Annotated in this window: 13 protein-coding genes and 1 pseudogene; 5 read left to right on the top strand and 9 right to left on the bottom strand. The window is 72.0% G+C overall.

The annotated features are described in order from the left end of the window. Positions 1–147: 147 nt before the first annotated feature. Genes ACYP33_RS24470 through ACYP33_RS24460 form a run of 3 tightly spaced genes read right to left on the bottom strand, consistent with a single transcriptional unit; the run spans position 148 to position 4,713 of the window. Positions 148–1,722: an MDR family MFS transporter gene (locus ACYP33_RS24470; protein ID WP_459624283.1), complete on the bottom strand. Its 1,575-nt coding sequence runs from the start codon at positions 1,720–1,722 to the stop codon at positions 148–150. Continuing rightward, positions 1,719–2,891, bottom strand: coding sequence for an HlyD family secretion protein (locus ACYP33_RS24465; RefSeq protein ID WP_459624282.1), 1,173 nt, complete (start codon positions 2,889–2,891; stop codon positions 1,719–1,721). The genes ACYP33_RS24470 and ACYP33_RS24465 overlap by 4 nt, the downstream gene beginning before the upstream one ends. A 58-nt stretch (positions 2,892–2,949) precedes the next feature. Then, complete coding sequence (locus ACYP33_RS24460; RefSeq protein WP_459624281.1) at positions 2,950–4,713, bottom strand: efflux transporter outer membrane subunit; 1,764 nt, start codon at positions 4,711–4,713, stop codon at positions 2,950–2,952. Between the two features lie 111 nt (positions 4,714–4,824). Between ACYP33_RS24460 and ACYP33_RS24455 the strand changes: the two genes are divergently transcribed. Then, complete coding sequence (locus tag ACYP33_RS24455) at positions 4,825–5,598, top strand: AraC family transcriptional regulator (protein ID WP_459624280.1); 774 nt, start codon at positions 4,825–4,827, stop codon at positions 5,596–5,598. 466 nt (positions 5,599–6,064) lie between these two features. Here ACYP33_RS24455 and ACYP33_RS24450 read toward each other — a convergent pair whose 3' ends face one another. The 5 genes from ACYP33_RS24450 to ACYP33_RS24430 form a co-directional block, all read right to left on the bottom strand. After that, the gene (locus ACYP33_RS24450; RefSeq protein ID WP_277396218.1) at positions 6,065–6,196 is read right to left on the bottom strand and encodes a hypothetical protein; all 132 of its coding nucleotides are present in this window, start codon (positions 6,194–6,196) and stop codon (positions 6,065–6,067) included. 267 nt (positions 6,197–6,463) lie between these two features. Next, on the bottom strand, positions 6,464–7,558 hold the full coding sequence (locus ACYP33_RS24445; RefSeq protein ID WP_459624279.1) for an anti-sigma factor: 1,095 nt from the start codon (positions 7,556–7,558) through the stop codon (positions 6,464–6,466). Positions 7,559–7,662: 104 nt separating this feature from the next. Continuing rightward, positions 7,663–8,613 carry an anti-sigma factor family protein gene (locus ACYP33_RS24440; protein ID WP_459624278.1) on the bottom strand — a complete coding sequence of 317 codons (951 nt, stop codon included), beginning with the start codon at positions 8,611–8,613 and terminating at the stop codon, positions 7,663–7,665. Continuing rightward, positions 8,610–9,158 carry an RNA polymerase sigma factor gene (locus ACYP33_RS24435; RefSeq protein ID WP_459624277.1) on the bottom strand — a complete coding sequence of 183 codons (549 nt, stop codon included), beginning with the start codon at positions 9,156–9,158 and terminating at the stop codon, positions 8,610–8,612. The genes ACYP33_RS24440 and ACYP33_RS24435 overlap by 4 nt, the downstream gene beginning before the upstream one ends. A gap of 326 nt (positions 9,159–9,484) precedes the next feature. Continuing rightward, a complete protein-coding gene (locus ACYP33_RS24430; RefSeq protein WP_459624276.1) occupies positions 9,485–10,429 on the bottom strand; it encodes a dTDP-4-dehydrorhamnose reductase family protein in 945 nt (314 codons plus the stop codon). Positions 10,430–10,901: 472 nt separating this feature from the next. Between ACYP33_RS24430 and ACYP33_RS24425 the strand changes: the two genes are divergently transcribed. The 3 genes from ACYP33_RS24425 to ACYP33_RS24415 are packed head-to-tail and all read left to right on the top strand — an operon-like array spanning position 10,902 to position 16,212. Then, complete coding sequence (locus ACYP33_RS24425; protein WP_459624275.1) at positions 10,902–11,495, top strand: DUF2760 domain-containing protein; 594 nt, start codon at positions 10,902–10,904, stop codon at positions 11,493–11,495. Continuing rightward, positions 11,492–13,339: an Hsp70 family protein gene (locus tag ACYP33_RS24420; protein WP_459624274.1), complete on the top strand. Its 1,848-nt coding sequence runs from the start codon at positions 11,492–11,494 to the stop codon at positions 13,337–13,339. The genes ACYP33_RS24425 and ACYP33_RS24420 overlap by 4 nt, the downstream gene beginning before the upstream one ends. After that, positions 13,339–16,212: an Hsp70 family protein gene (locus ACYP33_RS24415; RefSeq protein WP_459624273.1), complete on the top strand. Its 2,874-nt coding sequence runs from the start codon at positions 13,339–13,341 to the stop codon at positions 16,210–16,212. Before ACYP33_RS24420 ends, ACYP33_RS24415 begins: the two co-directional genes overlap by 1 nt. A 31-nt stretch (positions 16,213–16,243) precedes the next feature. On the opposite strand, the gene ACYP33_RS24410 is transcribed toward ACYP33_RS24415, so the two are convergent. Further along, positions 16,244–16,612: a nuclear transport factor 2 family protein gene (locus ACYP33_RS24410; RefSeq protein ID WP_414440861.1), complete on the bottom strand. Its 369-nt coding sequence runs from the start codon at positions 16,610–16,612 to the stop codon at positions 16,244–16,246. A gap of 328 nt (positions 16,613–16,940) precedes the next feature. On the opposite strand from ACYP33_RS24410, the pseudogene ACYP33_RS24405 reads away from it, so the two are divergent. Next, positions 16,941–17,543 (top strand): annotated as a pseudogene (locus ACYP33_RS24405) (FUSC family protein); the annotation flags it as partial.

The following is a 17,543-nucleotide window of genomic DNA, read 5'->3' as shown; positions in this document are numbered from 1 at the left end:
CCGGGCGCGGTGTTCGCGCCCGGCGCGGACCGGCTGTCGGCCTATTGCCGCTTCAATGTGGCGTATCTGTCGGACAAGCGTTTCGTGGCCGCGCTGAAGGCGGTGTCGCCGGGATGACGCTGCCCCCACGAGCGCTGGCCGGCCGATTCAGCGCGCCGTCGCGCGGCGCAGCGCGAACGCGCCCGCCGCGCAGGCCAGCATCGCCACGCCGGCCAGCAGGAACGCATCGCTGTAGGCCATCAGCAGCGCCTCGCGCGTGACGTGCCGATCGATCAGCGCGAGCGCGAGACGATGCACGCCGCTCGTGTCGTCGAGCGGCAGCGCCTGCGGCCGCGCCCGATGCAGGCCGTCGATCGCGCGCGTCAGCGCGGCCATGCGCTCCTGGTAGGCGGCCGAGAACGGCGTGACGGCCTCGCCGATCCGCATCGCATGAAGCTTCTCGCGCTCCACCACGATCTGGCTCGCGATCGCGATGAACACCGCGCCGCCCACGTTGCGCACCATCGTGAACACGCCCGAGGCCGAGCCGAGCTGCGCCTTCTCGATGCCGTCCACCGCCATCACCGACAGCGCGATCACCACCAGCGACTGACCGACGCCGCGCACCACCAGCGACGGCACGATCACGTTGGCGGCCGAATCGGCATCGAGGTGCATGTTCATCAGGCAGCCGGCCGCGACCAGCGCGAAGCCCGCCACGATGGTGGCGCGTGGCCCGACCCGGCGCATCAGCGGCGGCGTCAGGAACGACATCGCGAACTGCACCAGCCCGTACGGGATCATCGCGAGGCCGATGTCGCGCGCGCTGTAGCCCTGCACCTCGGCGAAATAGTTCGGCACCAGAAACACCACGCCGAACACCACGCCGCCGAACAGGAACTGCATGAGGCTGGCCAGGCCGAAGTTGTAGCGGCCGAGCAGCCGCAGGTTGATGAACGGATCGGCGCGCCGCAATTCGATCGCGACGAACGCCGCGATACCCGCCGCCGCCAGCACCGACAGCAGCACGATGCCGCCCGACGCGAACCAGTCGTGCCGCTCGCCCTCCTCCAGCACGATCTGCAACGCGCTCAGGCCGACTGCCATGGTCGCGATGCCGCCCCAGTCGGCGTTTCGCAACTGCCCGGGCTCGGTCGGCACCGGGCGGATCGACCACGCGATCGCCGCCACCAGCGCGATCGCGGTGGGCACCTGAAGGTAGAAGATCCAGCGCCACGAATAGGTGTCGGTCAGCCAGCCGCCCAGCGACGGCCCGGCCGCCTGCGCGACGTTGTTGGCGATCGCGAACAGCGCCATGCCGAGCGGATGGCGCGACTTCGGCAGCTCGGTCACGATCAACTGGAACGACAGCGGAATCAGCACGCCGCCGAACGCGCCCTGCAACGCGCGCGCGGCGATCATCGCGCCGACGTTCGGCACCATCGAGCAGGCGATCGAAAACACCAGAAACCCCGACGCCCCCACCAGCAGCACGCGGCGCGCCGAGAACACGCGCACCAGCCAGCCCGTCAGCGGAATCACGACGATCTCCGCGACGAGATAGGCGGTGGTAATCCACGAGCCTTCCTCGAAGCTCGCGCCGAGCGAGCCACGAATATCGGGCAGCGAGGCGTTCGTCACATGCACGTTCATGCCGGCCATGAAGCAGCCCACCACGCCGCCGAGCACCGCCACCCAGGCGCGCAGCGAAACGGCCTCGTGGCCGCCGCCGGCCGCGCTCACGGTTGCGCTCCGTGCGCGCCGGCCTCGCCGCCGCCGCGCGTATCGACATGCGCGATCACCGACATGCCGGGCCGCAGCACCACGTCGCCCGGCAACGCGTCGACGGCGATCTTCACCGGCACGCGCTGCACGATCTTCGTGAAGTTGCCGGTGGCGTTATCGGGCGGCAGCAGCGCGAACTGCGCGCCGGAGCCGGGCGCGATGCCCACCACGCAGCCATGCAGCGCGCGGCCCGAATAGGTATCGACGTCGAGCCGCACCGCCTCGCCCGCGCGCATCGCGGCGAGCTGCGTCTCCTTGAAGTTCGCCACGACATAGCTTTCGTGCAGCGGCACCACCGCCAGCAGCGGCGTGCCGGCCTCGACGTATTGCCCCGCGCGCACGCCGCGCTGCCCCACCACGCCTTCGCGCGTGGCGCGGATCCGCGTGTGTTCGAGATCGAGCCGGGCCAGCGAAAGTTGCGCCCGTGCAGCAGCCAGCCGGGCCTGCGCCGCGCCGATCGCGGCGTCGGCTTCGGCGCGGCGGCGACGCAATACTTCGCGCTCCTCACCTTGTGCGCGGGCGGCGGCCTGCGCGCCGGCCAGCAGGCCGCGCGTCTTCAACGCCTCGGCGCGCGCCTGTTCCCAGCGCTGGCCGCTGGCGGCCTCGTCGGCCAGCAGCGCGCGATAGCGCGTCGCGTCGGCCGCGCGGCGGTCCGCCTCGGCGCGCGCCACCTCGACATCGGCCTGCGCCTGCGCGATCGCGCTGCCTTGCCGCGCGATGCGGGCGTCGAGCGTGGCAGCCGCCGCGTCGGCTTCCTGCCGGGCGGCCTCGGCGGAGGCCACGGCCGCCTGCGCCGCGTCGAGCTTCGCGCGGAAATCGCGGTCGTCGAGTTCGACCAGCACGTCGCCGCGCGCCACGCGCTGATCGTCGTCCACGGCGACGCGCGTGACGTAGCCCGACACGCGCGGGCTGACGGTTACCACATCGGCGCGCACGTAGGCGTCGTCGGTGCTTTCGACGAAGCGCGCGACGCGCCACCAGTGCCAGCCCCAGGCCAGCAGCGCGATGACGGCCAGCGCGCCGCCCGCGATCAGCCAGGTGCGGCGGGCGCCCGCGAAGCGCGCGGGTGGCGCGACGGGTTCGGTGTGCGGCGCGATGTCGGGGTTCTGCTCGGTGGTCGTGCTCATGTCGGCGTGAAAGTGTGCGTGGAATCGGATCGATGAAGGAAGGGAAACGGCGCGGCGATCACGGCTGCCAGCCGCCGCCAAGCGCCTTGAACACGGCGACCTGATCGAGCGCGAGCCGCTGCGAGGCGGCGGCCAGCGCGGCCTCGTCGGCGATCAGGCCGCGCTCGGCGTCGAGCACGTCGAGCGAATCGGCCGCGCCCTCGCGAAACGCGCGCTCGGCCAGCGCGAACGCGCGCGCGTGTTCGTCGCGGGCCGTCTGCAGCGCGTCGCGGCGTTGCCAGGCCGCGCCGTAGCGCGCCAGCGCCTGCTCGGTGTCGCGCAGCGCGCGCAGCACGTCGGCATCGAACGCGGCGCGCGCGCCGTCGTCGTCGGCGCGGGCCGCGCCCAGTTGCGCGCGGCTCGCGGCCAGGTTCGGGAAATGCCAGTTGATCAGCGGCCCGACGCCCCACGAGATCGCGTAGCGGTCGCCGAGCGAGGCGGGATCGCCCGAGGTCGACAACCAGTTCACCGAGCCGCCCAGCACGATCGACGGATAGAGCGCGGCCTGCGCCTCGCCCACCCGGGCATGAGCCGCCGCGAGCCGGCGCTCGGCCTCGCGCAGATCGGGGCGGCGGCGCAACAGCGCCGCGCCGTCGCCCACCGGGAACGGCTGCGCGAGCCGCGGCGCGCGCCGGCACTGTACGGCCGCCGCCGGCACCTCGGCGGGCGGGCGGCCGGTCAGCACCGCCAATTCGTAGAGCGACGCGCGGCGTTCGCCTTCGAGCGCGGGCAGCTCGGCACGCGTGTCGTCGGCCAGTGCGCGCGCCCGCGCGACCTCGAGCCGCGACACGAGGCCGAGCGCCTGCTGGCGCGCCGTCAGCGCCGCGACGCGTTCGGCCACGCCGAGCGAGCGCTGCGCCACGTCGATCCGTTCGCCGTAGGCGCAGGCGCTCGCGTAAGCGCCGGCCGTGTCGGCCGCGATCGTCACGCGCAACGCGTCGGACGCGGCCTGTCGCGCCTCAGCGTCGGCGTGCGCGGCCTCGACCAGATGGCGCACGCGGCCCCAGAGGTCCAGTTCCCACGACACGCCGAAGCCCGGCGACCAGCCGAAGCGCGTGGCGGCGCTGCCCGTGTCGCGCGCCGACGCGACGGTCTGGTCGGCCGTGTGGCGGCCGTAGTCCACGCCGAACGACGCCTGCGTCGCGGGCAGGCGTGCCGCCTCGGCCTCGCCGAGCAACGCGCGGGCACGCTGCACGCGGGCCGCCGCGACGGCGAGGTCGCGGTTCTGCGCGAGCGCGTCGCGAATCAGCGCGTCGAGTGAGGGGTCGTCGTAGAGCCGCCACCAATGGTCGGGGGGCGCGGCCGGGCGGGTTTCGGGAACGGTGGCGGCCGCATCGAACGGCGCGTTGCGGGCCGCGTCGGCCACCGGCGCGCGATACGGCGCGGCCGGGGCGCAGCCGGCCAGCGCGGCGGTCAGTAAGCTCGCAAGCACGGCGGTGAGCGCGGCGGGGCGCGGCACGAGCGGGCGCGGAATCGCGGTTTGCGCGGTTTGCGCGGTTTGCGCGGTTTGCGCGGTTTGCGTGGTCGGCGTGGTCGGCGTGGTCGGCGTGGTCGGCGTGGTCGGCGCGGTCGGCGCGGTCGGCGCGGTCGGCGCGGTCGGCGTAGCCGACGCGGCCTGCGTGGCCTGCGTGGTCGGCGTGGTCGGCGTGGTCGGCGTGGTCGGCGTGGTCGGCGTGATCTGCGTGGTGTGCGCGGTCGGCGGACACGGCGAACACCACGACTCGAAACGAGCGGAACAAGCGGATGACACGGGCAATGGCCCGTCGGAAGACATCGGAAACATGGCGGCAGCGCTCGTCGCAAGCGGTTGAACGAAAACAGTCGGGCCATGCTAAGGTCGCGGCCTGACGTCAGTCGCACGCGCAATGTGCATTCATCGTCGCGAAATGGACACATGAACGAATTTTTCGAAGCGCTCGATGCCCGCGAGAAGGCGCATCAGATCGGCGTGATCGCCACCGACATGCCGGCCGGCGCGTCGATCCCGAGCCATATGCACGTGCAGGCGCAACTGATCCACGCGATCGAGGGCGTGATGATCGTGCGCGCGGAGGCGGGAAGCTGGGTGGTGCCGCCGGGGCGGGCGGTGTGGGTGCCGGCCGGCATGCATCACGCGATCGACATGGCGGGCGACGTACGCATGCGCTCGCTGTTCGTCGCCTATGAGGTGCGCCCGGGGCTGCCGCGCGATTGCCGCGTGATCGAGGTCGGCGCGCTGCTGCGCGAGCTGATCGCCGCCGCGCACGGCCTGCCGTGGGATTGCGACCTGAACCGCCGCGCGGGCCGGATGCTGGCGCTGATCCTCGACGAGCTCGAACTGGCCCCGCCGCTCGCGCTGCATGTGCCGATGCCGCACCATCCGGCGCTGGCCGCGCTGTGCACGCAACTGATCCGGCATCCGGCCGAGCCGGTCACGCTGGAAGGCTGGGCGCGCGCCGCGCACATGAACGCCCGCACGCTGGCGCGCACGTTCGCGCGCGAAACCGGCATGACGCCGGGCGCGTGGTGGCGGCACGCACGTCTGCTGTTGAGCTTGCCGCGTCTGGCCGCCGGTGCGTCGATTCTGGAGCTGGCGCTCGAACACGGCTACGACAGCCCGAGCGCGTTCGCGGCGATGTTCAGGAAGGTGTTGGGAGTGGCGCCGAGCGAGTATTTGCGGCGTGCGTAGGCGCGAGCGCGGCAGCGGAACCAGGCGCGGACGATCTGACCGAAGGGGAGGCGGCGCGCAACGATCGGAACGATCGGCGCCATCGATGCGAAGCGATCGGCGCGAAACCGGCATGTTGCCGGCCCCGCGCGATGCGAGAACTGCGTTCCGCCGGCGAACTCGCGGGGCGAAACGGACTGAATGGGGCCGTGGCGCGAATCAGGCCCTGCTGCGCCTGTTGCTGCGGTGGCCGACCGTCGAGCGGTTGCCGGAGCGGCGAATCCTGTCAGCGGGATTCGCCCCGGCGGGACGATCGGCACGCGAGCATTCGCGTGACCGGCATGCGTGAGTCGTCAGGACTCACGCGGAACCCGGCGACCAGCATGCCGGGTTCGAACGCGGCTCCGGCTCGGAGAGTTCGACGCACCGTCGCAGCTGTGCGCTGCGCCGCTCCGCATCGACCTGCCGGCGGCCGGGCCGCCCGCCATTACATGCGGCGGTGTGCTTCGGCGATCAGTTCGCAGGTGCGAACGTGCAGTTCCCAAGCGCGTGCCAGATTGCTGCGCACTTGTGCGAACCATTGAGCCAGGACGGGGGTGGATGCAGTTGCTGCTTTCATGATGACCTCGGGTTAATACCTAGGGAATAACCCGCATTATACGGAACACTCGCTGCACTGCAACAGGCATTGTGCTTTTCGCAACAACTGCCGCGCGACCGAGCGCCGCAGGCTGTGCCGACGAATCCCAATCGACTCCAACCCCATAAAAATCAAGGCGTTATGACATAGCGCCACGCTGCCCTTGCAGCAGCGCAACAAGCTTAGACGAGACAAAAAAGGAAGGGAACCGGCCGGCCGCGCCGAATTTTGAACGACGCGGGGGCGTCAGCCGAGCAGCCGGCGTGCGATCTCGCGCGCCGCGAACATCGCCTCCACGCGACTGCCCGCGATCTGCCGGGCGATCGCGTTCAGATCGCCGGAATCGGGCTTGCCGATCAGCGCGTAGGACAGACTGCCCTGCCGCCAGGTCACCACCGACATGCCGTGCATCTCGCGCTGGGAGATCGCCTGATCGGGCCGCGCGTCCTTCATGACGCACAGTGCGACCGGCGTGCCTTGCGCCGGCAGATAGGCGATCTGCACGAGCGGCTTGCCGTCGTAGCGCAGGCGGTCGACCGATTTGAACGTCAGCCCCGCCGAGGCCAGGTCGGGCACGCGCACGGCGATGCCGTCGTCGCTGCGAATCGCGCCGATGATCCGCGCCGACACGGCCGGATCGGGCTGGACATCGGCCAGCGTCTCGCGCGTGTAGAACTGCTGATATTCGGCCGCGACGCTGATCCACGGCCGCTTCACGCCGGCTGCCGCGAGCGGCGTGTCGCCACCGCCCAGCCCGCCCGCCGCGAATTGCTGCACGAGCCCCGCGCAGAACGCGCCGGCGACGAACGCCGCCGCGAGCCACAGGGCCGGGCGCGGAATGCGGCGCTTGGCGAACGGGAGTACGACGCCAGACGTGGCGCTGCCCGGCTGCGCTGCTTTGGAGTGCGGCGTTTCGGGTTTCGGTGCTTCGAGGTGCGGCTGCGGCGCCTCGGATTGCAGCGTTTCCGATTGCAGCGCCTCGGATTGCGGTGCTTCGACGTGCGATGCCTCGGGCCGCGATGCGTGGCGGTACGGAGCCTCGCCCTGCGATCCAGCCCCTGCTTCCTGCCCCGATTTCTGCCTCGATTCCTGCCGCGCCTGCTCCGGCTGCTGCCGGGCCGCGCTCGCCATCGCCTCGATCCGCAAGCGCAGCGCATCGGGCAGCGGCGGCAGCGATTGCGCCGCGAACGCCTGGCGATACGGCAAACGCGACGCGCGCAGCCGCGACACCTCGTCCCGCAAGGCCGACGATTCGGCCAGCGCCTGTTCGACCGACGCCGCGGCGGCTGGGCTCAGCTCGCCGTCGGCGTACGCGATCAATGTGCTGTCGTCGGGTTTCATCTGGCGCAAGTGTCGTGGCACGCGGGTTGGCCGCGGCGCGTCGTTAGCAGATCGCTATGATACGCATAGTTCAGACCTATCGCCGCCCGGCCCCCGCGCGGCGCTCAGGCGCGCGGAGCAGGCGCGGCCACCTCGGCCGCGCCGATCGTGGCCGGCGCCGGGCCGTCGTAGAGCTGCTTGCCGAGGCCTTCGAGGTTCACATCGCCGGGCGCGGCGATCAGCGCGTAGCCAAGCTGGCCGCGCCGCCACGCCACCACCGACATGCCGTCCACCTGCTCGCTCGACGGCGCCGCATCGCCCTTCGCATCGCGCAACACGCACAACGCCACCGGCTTGCCCTGCTTCGGCAGATAGACGATCTGCACGAGCGGCTTGTCATGGAAGCGCAGCCGCTGCACGCGCTTGAAGGTCAGGCCCTGGCTGCTCAGGTCGGGGATCTGCACCGGCAGGCGGTCGACATTCTGGATGTCCGCCACCGTGGCGGCCGTCGCGCCGGCGTCGGGTTGCAGCGATGCGATCGTATCGCGCACGTAAAGCTGCTGATAACCGGCGGCAGCGCGAATCCACGGCGCCATGCCGCCCTGGCTCGCCACCGTGGCCAGCCCGGCGCCCTCGCCGCGCAGCGTCGGCAGGAATTGCAGGGCCAGCCCGCAGCAGAACGCGCCCGCCACGAACGCGACGGCCAGCTTCGGCCACGTGAACGCGGCCGGCTTCGGTGCGCGCGGCCGCAGGCGGTGCACGTTCGGCCCGAGCGAGGCTTCGGGTTCGTCGGCAGCCGGCGCGGCGGCGGTCGCGGCCGAGGCTGCAACCGCCTCGGCTGCCGCCTCGCGATGCCGGCGAATCATGGCCTCGACGTTGCGCGTCAGCGATTCGGGCACGGGCGGCAGCGACTGCTGCCCGAACGCCTCGCCGTACGGCAGTTGCGACGCGCGCAGCAGGGCCACGCGCGCCGACAGTTCGTCCGATGCGCCGATCGCCTGTTCGATCTGCGCGGTATCTTGCGGCGAGAGTTCGCCGTCCACATAAGCCAGCAGGCTGGCGTCGTCGGTCTTCATCGCGCGGCTCGTTTTGGGGGGGAAGCGGCCGCGTCGTCGCGCGGTCCGAACTGGGCGCCGATGGTCTGTCGCGCCCGCGACAGCCGGCTCATGACGGTGCCGATCGGCACCTCGAGCACGTCGGCGGCCTCGGCATAGCTGAGGCCCTCGACGGCCACCAGCAGCATCACGATCCGCTGCGCTTCCGGCAAGCGCTCCACGGCGGTGATGATCTCGCCGCTCAGGAGCATGTCTTCGGGATTGCGCGCGCCGGGATCGGCGACCGTTTCGAGGAAATTGTCGTCCCACTCCATGCTGGAACGGCTGCGCACGCTGCGCGCGCGCAATTCGTTGATCCAGGTGGAGTGGACGATCGAGAACATCCAGCTCAGCGGCGCGGTGCCTGGCTGCAACTGGTGAGCGCGTTCGAGGCCGCGCACGCAGGCACGCTGGAGCACATCCTCCGCGTCGTGCTGGTTGCCGCACAGGCGCAGCGAGAAGGCCCATAGCCGCGGCAACATGCCGGGCAGCAGATTGGGCAGACTCTCGACATCTGCTGTTGACATGATGGCTAACTGAAAGCGAGGTTGCCGGCTGGCACACCGGCCGGAATCCGGCTGCTGGCGAGCCGGAGGAATAGGCTGGCGAATTGTACCTCGCCCGATTCCCGCATGCTAAGGCTGGCTGCACGCGCGGCTCGGCGCGCGCGGGCTGACGAGGAATCGTCCGAACGCCTGACGGATTCCCTGTTGCGAGGCAACCGGAAACGGGGTTCGGGCCTATCGGCCGTCGCGGCGCATGAACCCGGCACGCACGCCCGCGTCGGCCGGCCGGCTGGCGACGCGACAGGAGCAGGCCGAACCGGCGCCGGAACCGACGTCATCCTCCGCCGTCACAGCGCCTCCCCCGCCGTCAGCACCGCCCGGATCGCCGTATCGAACGGCGTGCGCCGGCCGATGCCGAGCGCTTCCAGCCGCGACGCGTCGAGATGGCAATCGTACGGGCGCGGCGTCGCATCGCGCGGCTCGGTCACGGCCGTCAGGCGCGGCGCGATGCCGAGCGCGGCGGCGATCCGCACGGCGATCTCGTGCTTGGTCATCGGCTCGTCGCCGGACCACTGGCACAGCCCCGTCACCGTCTGCCCGGCCGCGTGGCGTGCGGCCAGTTGCGCGATCACGAACGCGACGTCGGGCGTCCAGGTCGGATAGCGGATCGCCCAGGCGTCCATGTCGACCGGCGCGGCGCCCGGCCGCGACGACGCCACGATCGCCGGCACCAGGCTCGTCACGGCCGAATCGGCCCAGGTCAGCGCCGGGCCGAACAGCAGCGGCAGGCGCAGCGCGCAGGCGCGCGGCGAGGCCGCCAGCAGCGCCGTCTCGCCGTCGGCCTTGCTGCGGCCGTAGGCGTTGAGCGGCGCGGGCGCGTCGGTTTCGCGGTACGGCGCGGCGCGGCCGTCGAACACGTAATCGGTGGACATCGCGAGCGTCCATGCGCCGCCGGCCTCGGCGCGCGCGGCGATCTCCGCCGGGGCCGTCACGTTGATGGCGCGCGCCGCCTCGGGCTGGCGCTCGCACACATCGGGCCGCCGCTCGGCCGCGCACACGATTACCGCGTCGGGGCGCTGCGCGTCGAAGAAGCGGTCGAGCGCGCGCGGATCGAGCACGTCGAGCGGCGTCAGCGCCTCGGGCGCGAGCCCGGCCAGGCGTGCGGCGGCCTGCGCGGTCGCGCTGCCCGGATCGCGGACGGTGGCGACGAGCTGCCATTCGCGGCGCGGCGCGAGCGCGGCGGCCACGGCGCGGCCCAGCAGGCCCGAAGCACCGATCAGGGCGAGTTTCATCCGGTGGTCTCCTGGTAGTCCCGCAAGCGGGTGGGGCACTATTGTGCCGGTTGCGGGGGCGGGCGCGTGTGGCAACGGCCTTCCGTTTTTCGCCGCCAATCATCGTCGAACCGCTCCCGCTACGGCCCCCCCTGCGATCGCCCTATCCGCTGCGGCCACTGTCAGACGTCTTCCCTCAACACCTCGACAAAGGCCCGCCTCCGCGATCGCCCCATCCGCCACAACCACCGCCGAACGCCTTCCCTCAAACCGCCCCCGCCCCAGGCCCACCCCGTGCGACGGCCCCCCGCCCAAGCCCGTCCCACCGCACTTCCCCGCCCCCACCACCGCGACTTTTGCGCGGGGCCAGACCACAACAAGGCAAAATACGGGTTTTTCGAGACTGCACCGGTCTCGTCCCGTCCCTGCCGGCAGCCCGCGCCGGCGCGCCTCATGCGCGCGCCGCCCGGCCTGCCCACCGGAGTTGCATGACATGCCTGAATCGAATCTGTCCTTCGCTGGTCGCCTGTCGGTGGCCATCGGATCGTTCTTCGCCATCCTCGGCAGCGGCAAGCTCGCCGCCGACGTGCGCGACCTGCGCAACGGCGTTGCGCCCGCCGCCGCCCCCGTCGCACCCAAAGCGCCCGAACCGGTCGCAGCCAAGCCCGCCCCCGCCCCGCAACCGCCCGCGCCCGTAATCCAGGCCGCCAGCCCCGACGCCGCGCTGCAACTGCTCGGCCTGCTGCAGAAGAACGCGCGCCTCGTGGATTTCGTCGAGGAAGACATCGCCGCCTACGCGGACGCCGAAATCGGCGCGGCCGCGCGCCTCGTGCACGAAGGCTGCCGCGCGACGCTGCGCGAGCACTTCACGATCCGCCCGGTGCGCAGCGAGGCCGAAGGCACGCGCGTGACGCTGCCGGCCGGCTTCGATGCCACCGCCAACCGCCTGACCGGCAACGTGGTCGGCGCCGCGCCGTTCACCGGCACCCTGAGCCATCGCGGCTGGCGCGCCGAGGCCGTCAAGCTGCCGAAGCTGGTCGAATCGCACGATGTCTCGGTGATCGCGCCGGCGGAGGTGGAGCTGTGAGCGACCCGCGTTACTCGATCGGCATCGATCTCGGCACCACCCACTGCGCGCTGTCCTACGTCGATCTGGCCGCCAGCGACGGCGACGCCGCCGCGCAGCAGGTGCTGCCGGTCGCTCAACTGAGCTCGCCGGGCGCGGTCGACACGCCCGCGCTGCTGCCCTCGTTCCTGTACCTGCCGCATCCGGGCGAACTGGCCGCGGGCGACCTGACGCTGCCGTGGACGGCCACGCGCGACTACGCGGTCGGCGAGATGGCCCGCAGCCGTGGCGCGGGCACGCCGATCCGGCTGGTGTCGAGCGCCAAAAGCTGGCTGTGCCACCCCGGCGTGGACCGCCGCGCGGCGATCCTGCCGAACGACGCGCCGCCCGAAGTGGAACGCGTCTCGCCGCTCGAAGCTTCGGTGCGCTACCTGACCCATCTGCGCGAAGCCTGGAACCACGCGCACCCCGACGCGCCGTTCGCCGACCAGGACGTGACGGTGACGATCCCCGCCTCGTTCGATCCGGCCGCGCGCGAACTGACGGCCGAAGCCGCGCAGGCCGCCGGCTACACGCGCATGACGCTGCTGGAAGAACCGCAGGCCGCGCTCTATAGCTGGATTCAGAAGAGCGGCGGCGGCTGGCGCAAGGACGTCAAGGTCGGCGACATCATCCTGGTGGTGGACGTGGGCGGCGGCACCACCGATCTCTCGCTGATCGCGGTGGTGGAGCGCGACGGCAATCTCGAACTGCACCGCGTGGCGGTGGGCGAGCACATCCTGCTCGGCGGCGACAACATGGATCTGGCGCTCGCCCACGTGGTGGCGCGCAAGCTCGCCGCGCAAGGCACGCAGGCCGATCCGTGGCAACTGCGCGCGCTGACCTACGCGTGTCGCAGTGCGAAGGAAACGCTGCTGACCGACCGCAGCGTGGAAACGGTGCCGCTGGTGGTGCCGAGCCGCGGCTCGAAGCTGATCGGCGGCTCGATCCGCACCGAACTGACCCGCGCCGAACTCACCCAGATCCTGCTCGAAGGCTTCTTCCCTCAAACCGACGCCGCGGCCCGCCCGACGGTGCGCACGCGCGCCGGCCTGACGCAGCTGGGCCTGCCCTACGCGCAGGACGCGGGCATCACGCGCCACCTGGCCGCCTTCCTCGGCAAGCAGGTCGGCGCGCTGGCCGAACTCGAAGGCCAGCCGTTCGCGGCCGACCCGGCCGCCAGCTTCCTGCATCCCACCGCCGTGCTGTTCAACGGCGGCGTGTTCAAGTCCGAACTGCTGACCGAGCGAATCCTGTCGATCCTGAACGGCTGGCTCGCGGCCGAAGGCGCGGCCCCGGCCCGCCTGCTCGGCGGCGCGGACCTCGACCTCGCGGTGGCGCGCGGCGCGGCCTACTACGGCTACGTCAAGCGCGGCCGGGGCGTGCGGATTCGCGGCGGCACGGCGCGCGCCTATTACGTGGCGATCGAATCGGCGATGCCGGCGATCCCCGGCATGGAACCGCCCATCTCGGCGCTGTGCGTCGCGCCGTTCGGCATGGAGGAAGGCTCGGACGCCGCGCTGCCCGAGCAGGAATTCGGCCTGGTGGTGGGCGAGCCGGTGCACTTCCGCTTCTTCGGCTCGTCGGTGCGGCGTCAGGATCAGGTCGGCACGATGCTCGATTACTGGTCGGCCGACGAACTTCAGGAGCTCGAAGCAATCCAGGCCACGCTGCCGGCCGACGGCCGCACGCCCGGCGAGATCGTGGCGGTGAAGCTGCATGCGCACGTCACCGAGGCCGGCACGCTCGAACTCGAAGCCGTGCCGCGCGGCAGCGGCGAACGCTGGAAGGTGGAGTTCGACGTGCGCGGCGGCACGGACGCCTGATGACGCGATACGTCGTCGGGATCGACCTCGGCACCAGCAATACCGTCGTCGCCTACGTCGAGGCGGGCGGCACGCAAATCCGCGTGTTCGAGGTCGAGCAACTGGTGGGGCCGGGCGAAGTGGGGACCGCGCCGCTGCTGCCCTCGTCGCGCTATCACCCGGCGGCCGGCGAACTGGCCGCCGACGCGCTGGCGCTGCCGTGGGGCGGCGCCAGCGAGCCGGCCGTGGTCGGCCGCTTCGCGCGCCAGCTCGGCGCGCAGGTGCCGGGCCGCCTCGTCAGCAGCGCCAAGAGCTGGCTGTCGAACGCCTCGGTGGACCGGCTCGCGCCGATCCTGCCGTGGGGCGCGCCCGACGAGGTCGCCAAGGTTTCGCCGGTGGCCGCCAGCGCCAGCTATCTGGCGCATGTGCGCGCGGCCTGGAATCACCGCTTTCCGGGCGCGCCGCTCGAAACCCAGGATGTCGTGCTGACCGTGCCCGCCTCGTTCGACGACGGCGCGCGCGCCCTGACGCTCGAAGCCGCGCGCGCGGCCGGGCTGCCCACGCTGCGGCTGCTCGAAGAGCCGCAGGCCGCGTTCTACGACTGGCTCTATCAGCACCGCGACGGCCTCGGCGAAGCGCTCGACGGCACGCGCCTGGTGCTGGTGTGCGACGTGGGCGGCGGCACCACCGATCTGACGCTGATCCGCGTGGAGCCCGGCACCCTCGATGAATCGGGCGCGCCGCGCCTCACGCGAATCGGCGTCGGCAATCACCTGATGCTCGGCGGCGACAACATGGATCTGGCGCTCGCGCACCTGGCCGAGCGCCGGCTGACGGGCGCGGATGCACAAGGTACAGCGGGCACGGCGGCGGGATCGCCCGCGCGGCTGTCGGCCGCCAGCCTGTCGCAACTGGTCGAACGCTGCCGCGTGGCGAAGGAGCAATTGCTCGGCGACGACGCGCCCGGCGCGGTGCCTGTCACGTTGCTCGGCGCGGGTTCGAAGCTGATCGGCGGCGCGCGCAGCACCCGGCTCGCGCGCGACGAGGTGGAGCGGATCGTGGTGGACGGCTTCTTCCCGGCCGGCCGCGCCGACGACATGCCGCGCCGCTCGCGCGCGGCGATCGTCGAATTCGGGCTGCCGTACGCGGCCGATCCGGCCATCACGCGGCATGTCGCGGCGTTTCTGGCGCGCTTCGCCGCGCAGTCGCGTGAAGCCGTTGCGGACGCAACGACCGCCCCCGCGGACACCCCGTTCGCGATGCCCGACACCTTGCTGCTGAATGGCGGCGTGTTCCGCGCCCGCGCGCTGGCCGGGCGGCTCGCCGACACGCTAGGCGCGTGGCGCGGCCAGCCGCTCAAGGTGCTCAACAACGATCAGCCCGATATCGCCGTGGCGCGCGGCGCGGTGGCCTACGGGCTGGCGCGCGCGGGCCATGCGCCGAGGATCGGCGGCGGTTCGCCGCGCAGTTACTTCCTCGTGCTCGACGGCGACGACGAGGCAAAGCCGCCAGCCGGCGATGAAAACGGCGACGCCAACACCGAAGCCTCGCCCCCGCGCGGCGTTTGCGTGCTGCCGCGCGGCACGCCCGAGGATCAGGCCGTGCGGCTCGACGATCGCACGTTCGCGCTGCGGCTCGGCCATCCCGTGCAGTTCCATCTCGTCTCGACCGCCGCCGACACGCCGTGGCAGCCGGGCGAGATCGCCGAGCTGTCGGGCAGCGATTTCGTCTGGCTGCCGCCGGTCGCCACCGTGGTGCGCCCGCGCGGCGGCGAGCGCAAGCGCGAACGCAAGGTGCGCCTGCACACCGCGCTGACCGAGGTCGGCACGCTCGACATGCACTGCGTCGCCACCGACGACGACGCGCAACGCTGGCAACTCGAATTCAGCCTGCGCGGCAACGAGAGCGAAGCGCAAGCCGATGGCGAAGCCTCCGGCGAGGCGCGCCATCCCGCGTTCGGGCAGGCCGTCGAGCTGATCGAACAAGTGTTCGGCGCGGCCTCCACGCGCGTCGATCCGAAGGCCGTCAAGCGCTTGCGTGCGCAACTGGAGCAGACGCTCGGCCCGCGTCAGGATTGGGATCTCTCGCTGTTGCGCGAATTGTTCGGCGCGCTGTGGGCGCGCGCGGGCCGCCGCCGTCGCTCGGCCGACCACGAACGGCTGTGGCTGAACCTGGCCGGCTGGTGCATCCGCCCCGGCTTCGGCCATCCGCTCGACGCCTGGCGCGTCGAGCAACTGTGGCAACTGTTCGACGACGGCATCCAGCACGTCAACGACGCGCAGGTCTGGTCCGAATGGTGGACGCTCTGGCGCCGTGCGGCGGGCGGCCTGCCGGCCGAGGCGCAACGGCAGATGCTCGACGCGCTGCACTGGCTCGACACCGCCGCCGCGCAGAAACATCACGGCCTGCCGTTCGATCCGGCGAAACTCGGCACGGCCGACATGACGCGCCTCTACGCCTCGCTCGAACAGGTGCCGGCCGCGCGCAAGATCGCCATCGCCGAAGCCTTGCTCGACAAGCTCGCGCGCACGCCGGGCAACCGGCAGGACTGGTGGGCGATCGGCCGGCTCGGCGCGCGGCTGCCGTTCCATGGCAGTGCGCACGAAGTGGTGCCGCCGGACGTGGCGACGCGCTGGCTCGATGCGATCCTCGCGCTCGACTGGAAGAAGGTGGAACCGGCCATGTTTGCCGCCGCGCAGATCGCCCGCATGACAGGCGACCGCAGCCGCGACCTGCCCGACGCGGTGCGCGCCGCCGTGCTGCAACGGCTCGATGCGGCGCATGCCTCGCCGGCCTGGATCGCGATGGTGCGGGAGGTGGTGACGCTCGACAGCGCCGATTCGGGGCGCGTGTTCGGCGAAGCGCTGCCGGCCGGGCTCAAGCTGCTCGGCTGAAGCGCCGCGCGGCGCACGTGCGGTCGCGCCCTCAGCCGATCCGCGAGGCGTGCCCGGCGATCACGCGCCAGCGCGGCCCGGCCGCGCGCCAGAGCCGCGTGTAGGCGAACTGGCCGTCGATCGGCGTCGTGCCGAAATGGCCAGCCAGTTGCGCCTTCGTGACCGTCACGATCAGTTCGCCGACGCGCTGCGTGCGCGTCTCGTAGATATCGAAGCGATGCAGGCGCAGCAAGCGCGCGCGATGCGCGTCCAGATCGTCGTCCTTCGACAGCACCTGCCCGTCCGGCGCCGTGAACACCAGGTCGTCGTCGATCAGTTCGGACAACGATGCAACATCGTTGGCGAGCATCGCGTCGCGCAAGGCAACTTCGTAGCGCTCGATGATGGCGATGGCGTTCATGGGCAGCTCCTCGTCGGGGCAGGCGGTCAGCGCAGCGTACCCGAATCCGCCGCCCCGGCGGCCCCCTCTCGCATCGGCGGATACCCTGAGCCGCCACCGCCAATGTCATTTTTGACCGGGTATCATCCGGGAAAACCCGAGCCATCCGCCGCCGCGTCCCACCCTCGACGCGGCGCGCGGGCGGCCCGGGCCGATCGCCTCACCGGGCGCATCGCATGCCGGAGATCCCGGCGGGCCTGCGCATCCGGTGTCCATTCAACGCCGGGCTGCCCGCCCGGATATCGGCACACGGCCACAAGCCCGGTTGCCGGCACGGATATCGTCGACCATGATCGCCGCCGCCTGTTCGCGCGTGTTCCATCGCGCCCGTCTGCACGACCCCTTGCTCGCGCGCCTGCGCGGCGCCACCCGCTCGGCGCTCGCCTGTTCGCTCACGGCCAGCCTCGGCCTCGCCTGGGCCGTTCGCCACCACGTTCCGTTGACCGCCGCGATTCCCGCCGCCCTGTTCGCGATGATCGCGCCGCTGTTCCTGCGCGAAGCGCGTTGGTCGGGCTGGCTCGTCACGCTGGCGCTGCTGGCGAGCTGCGCCGGGCTGTCGCTGGCCGCCGGGGCAGCCGTGGCCGAACAGCCGCTATGGCGCGGCGCGGGCTCGCTGCTGGTGGTGTTCGCGGGCGTGCTGTGTCAATCGCTCGGCGCTCGCGCGGTAGGCGCGGCGATGCTGACGCTGGTGTCGTTCTACCTCGGGCTGTATCTGCATCCCGACCCCACGCGGCTGATGCAGATGCTCGGCCTGATGACGTTCGCGCCGGCCGTGCTGGCGCTGGTGGGCCGCGCGCTGATTCCGGTCGAACACGGCCTGCCGCCCGGCGAACGCCCGGCCCGCGCGCCGCTGGCCGCGATGCTCGCGCACCGGCTGCACCACCTCGCCTGG

The organism is Burkholderia sp. 3C (assembly GCF_054589155.1).
Note: the sequence above shows the minus strand (reverse complement) of the source record. Positions and strands in the feature narration are given on the sequence as shown.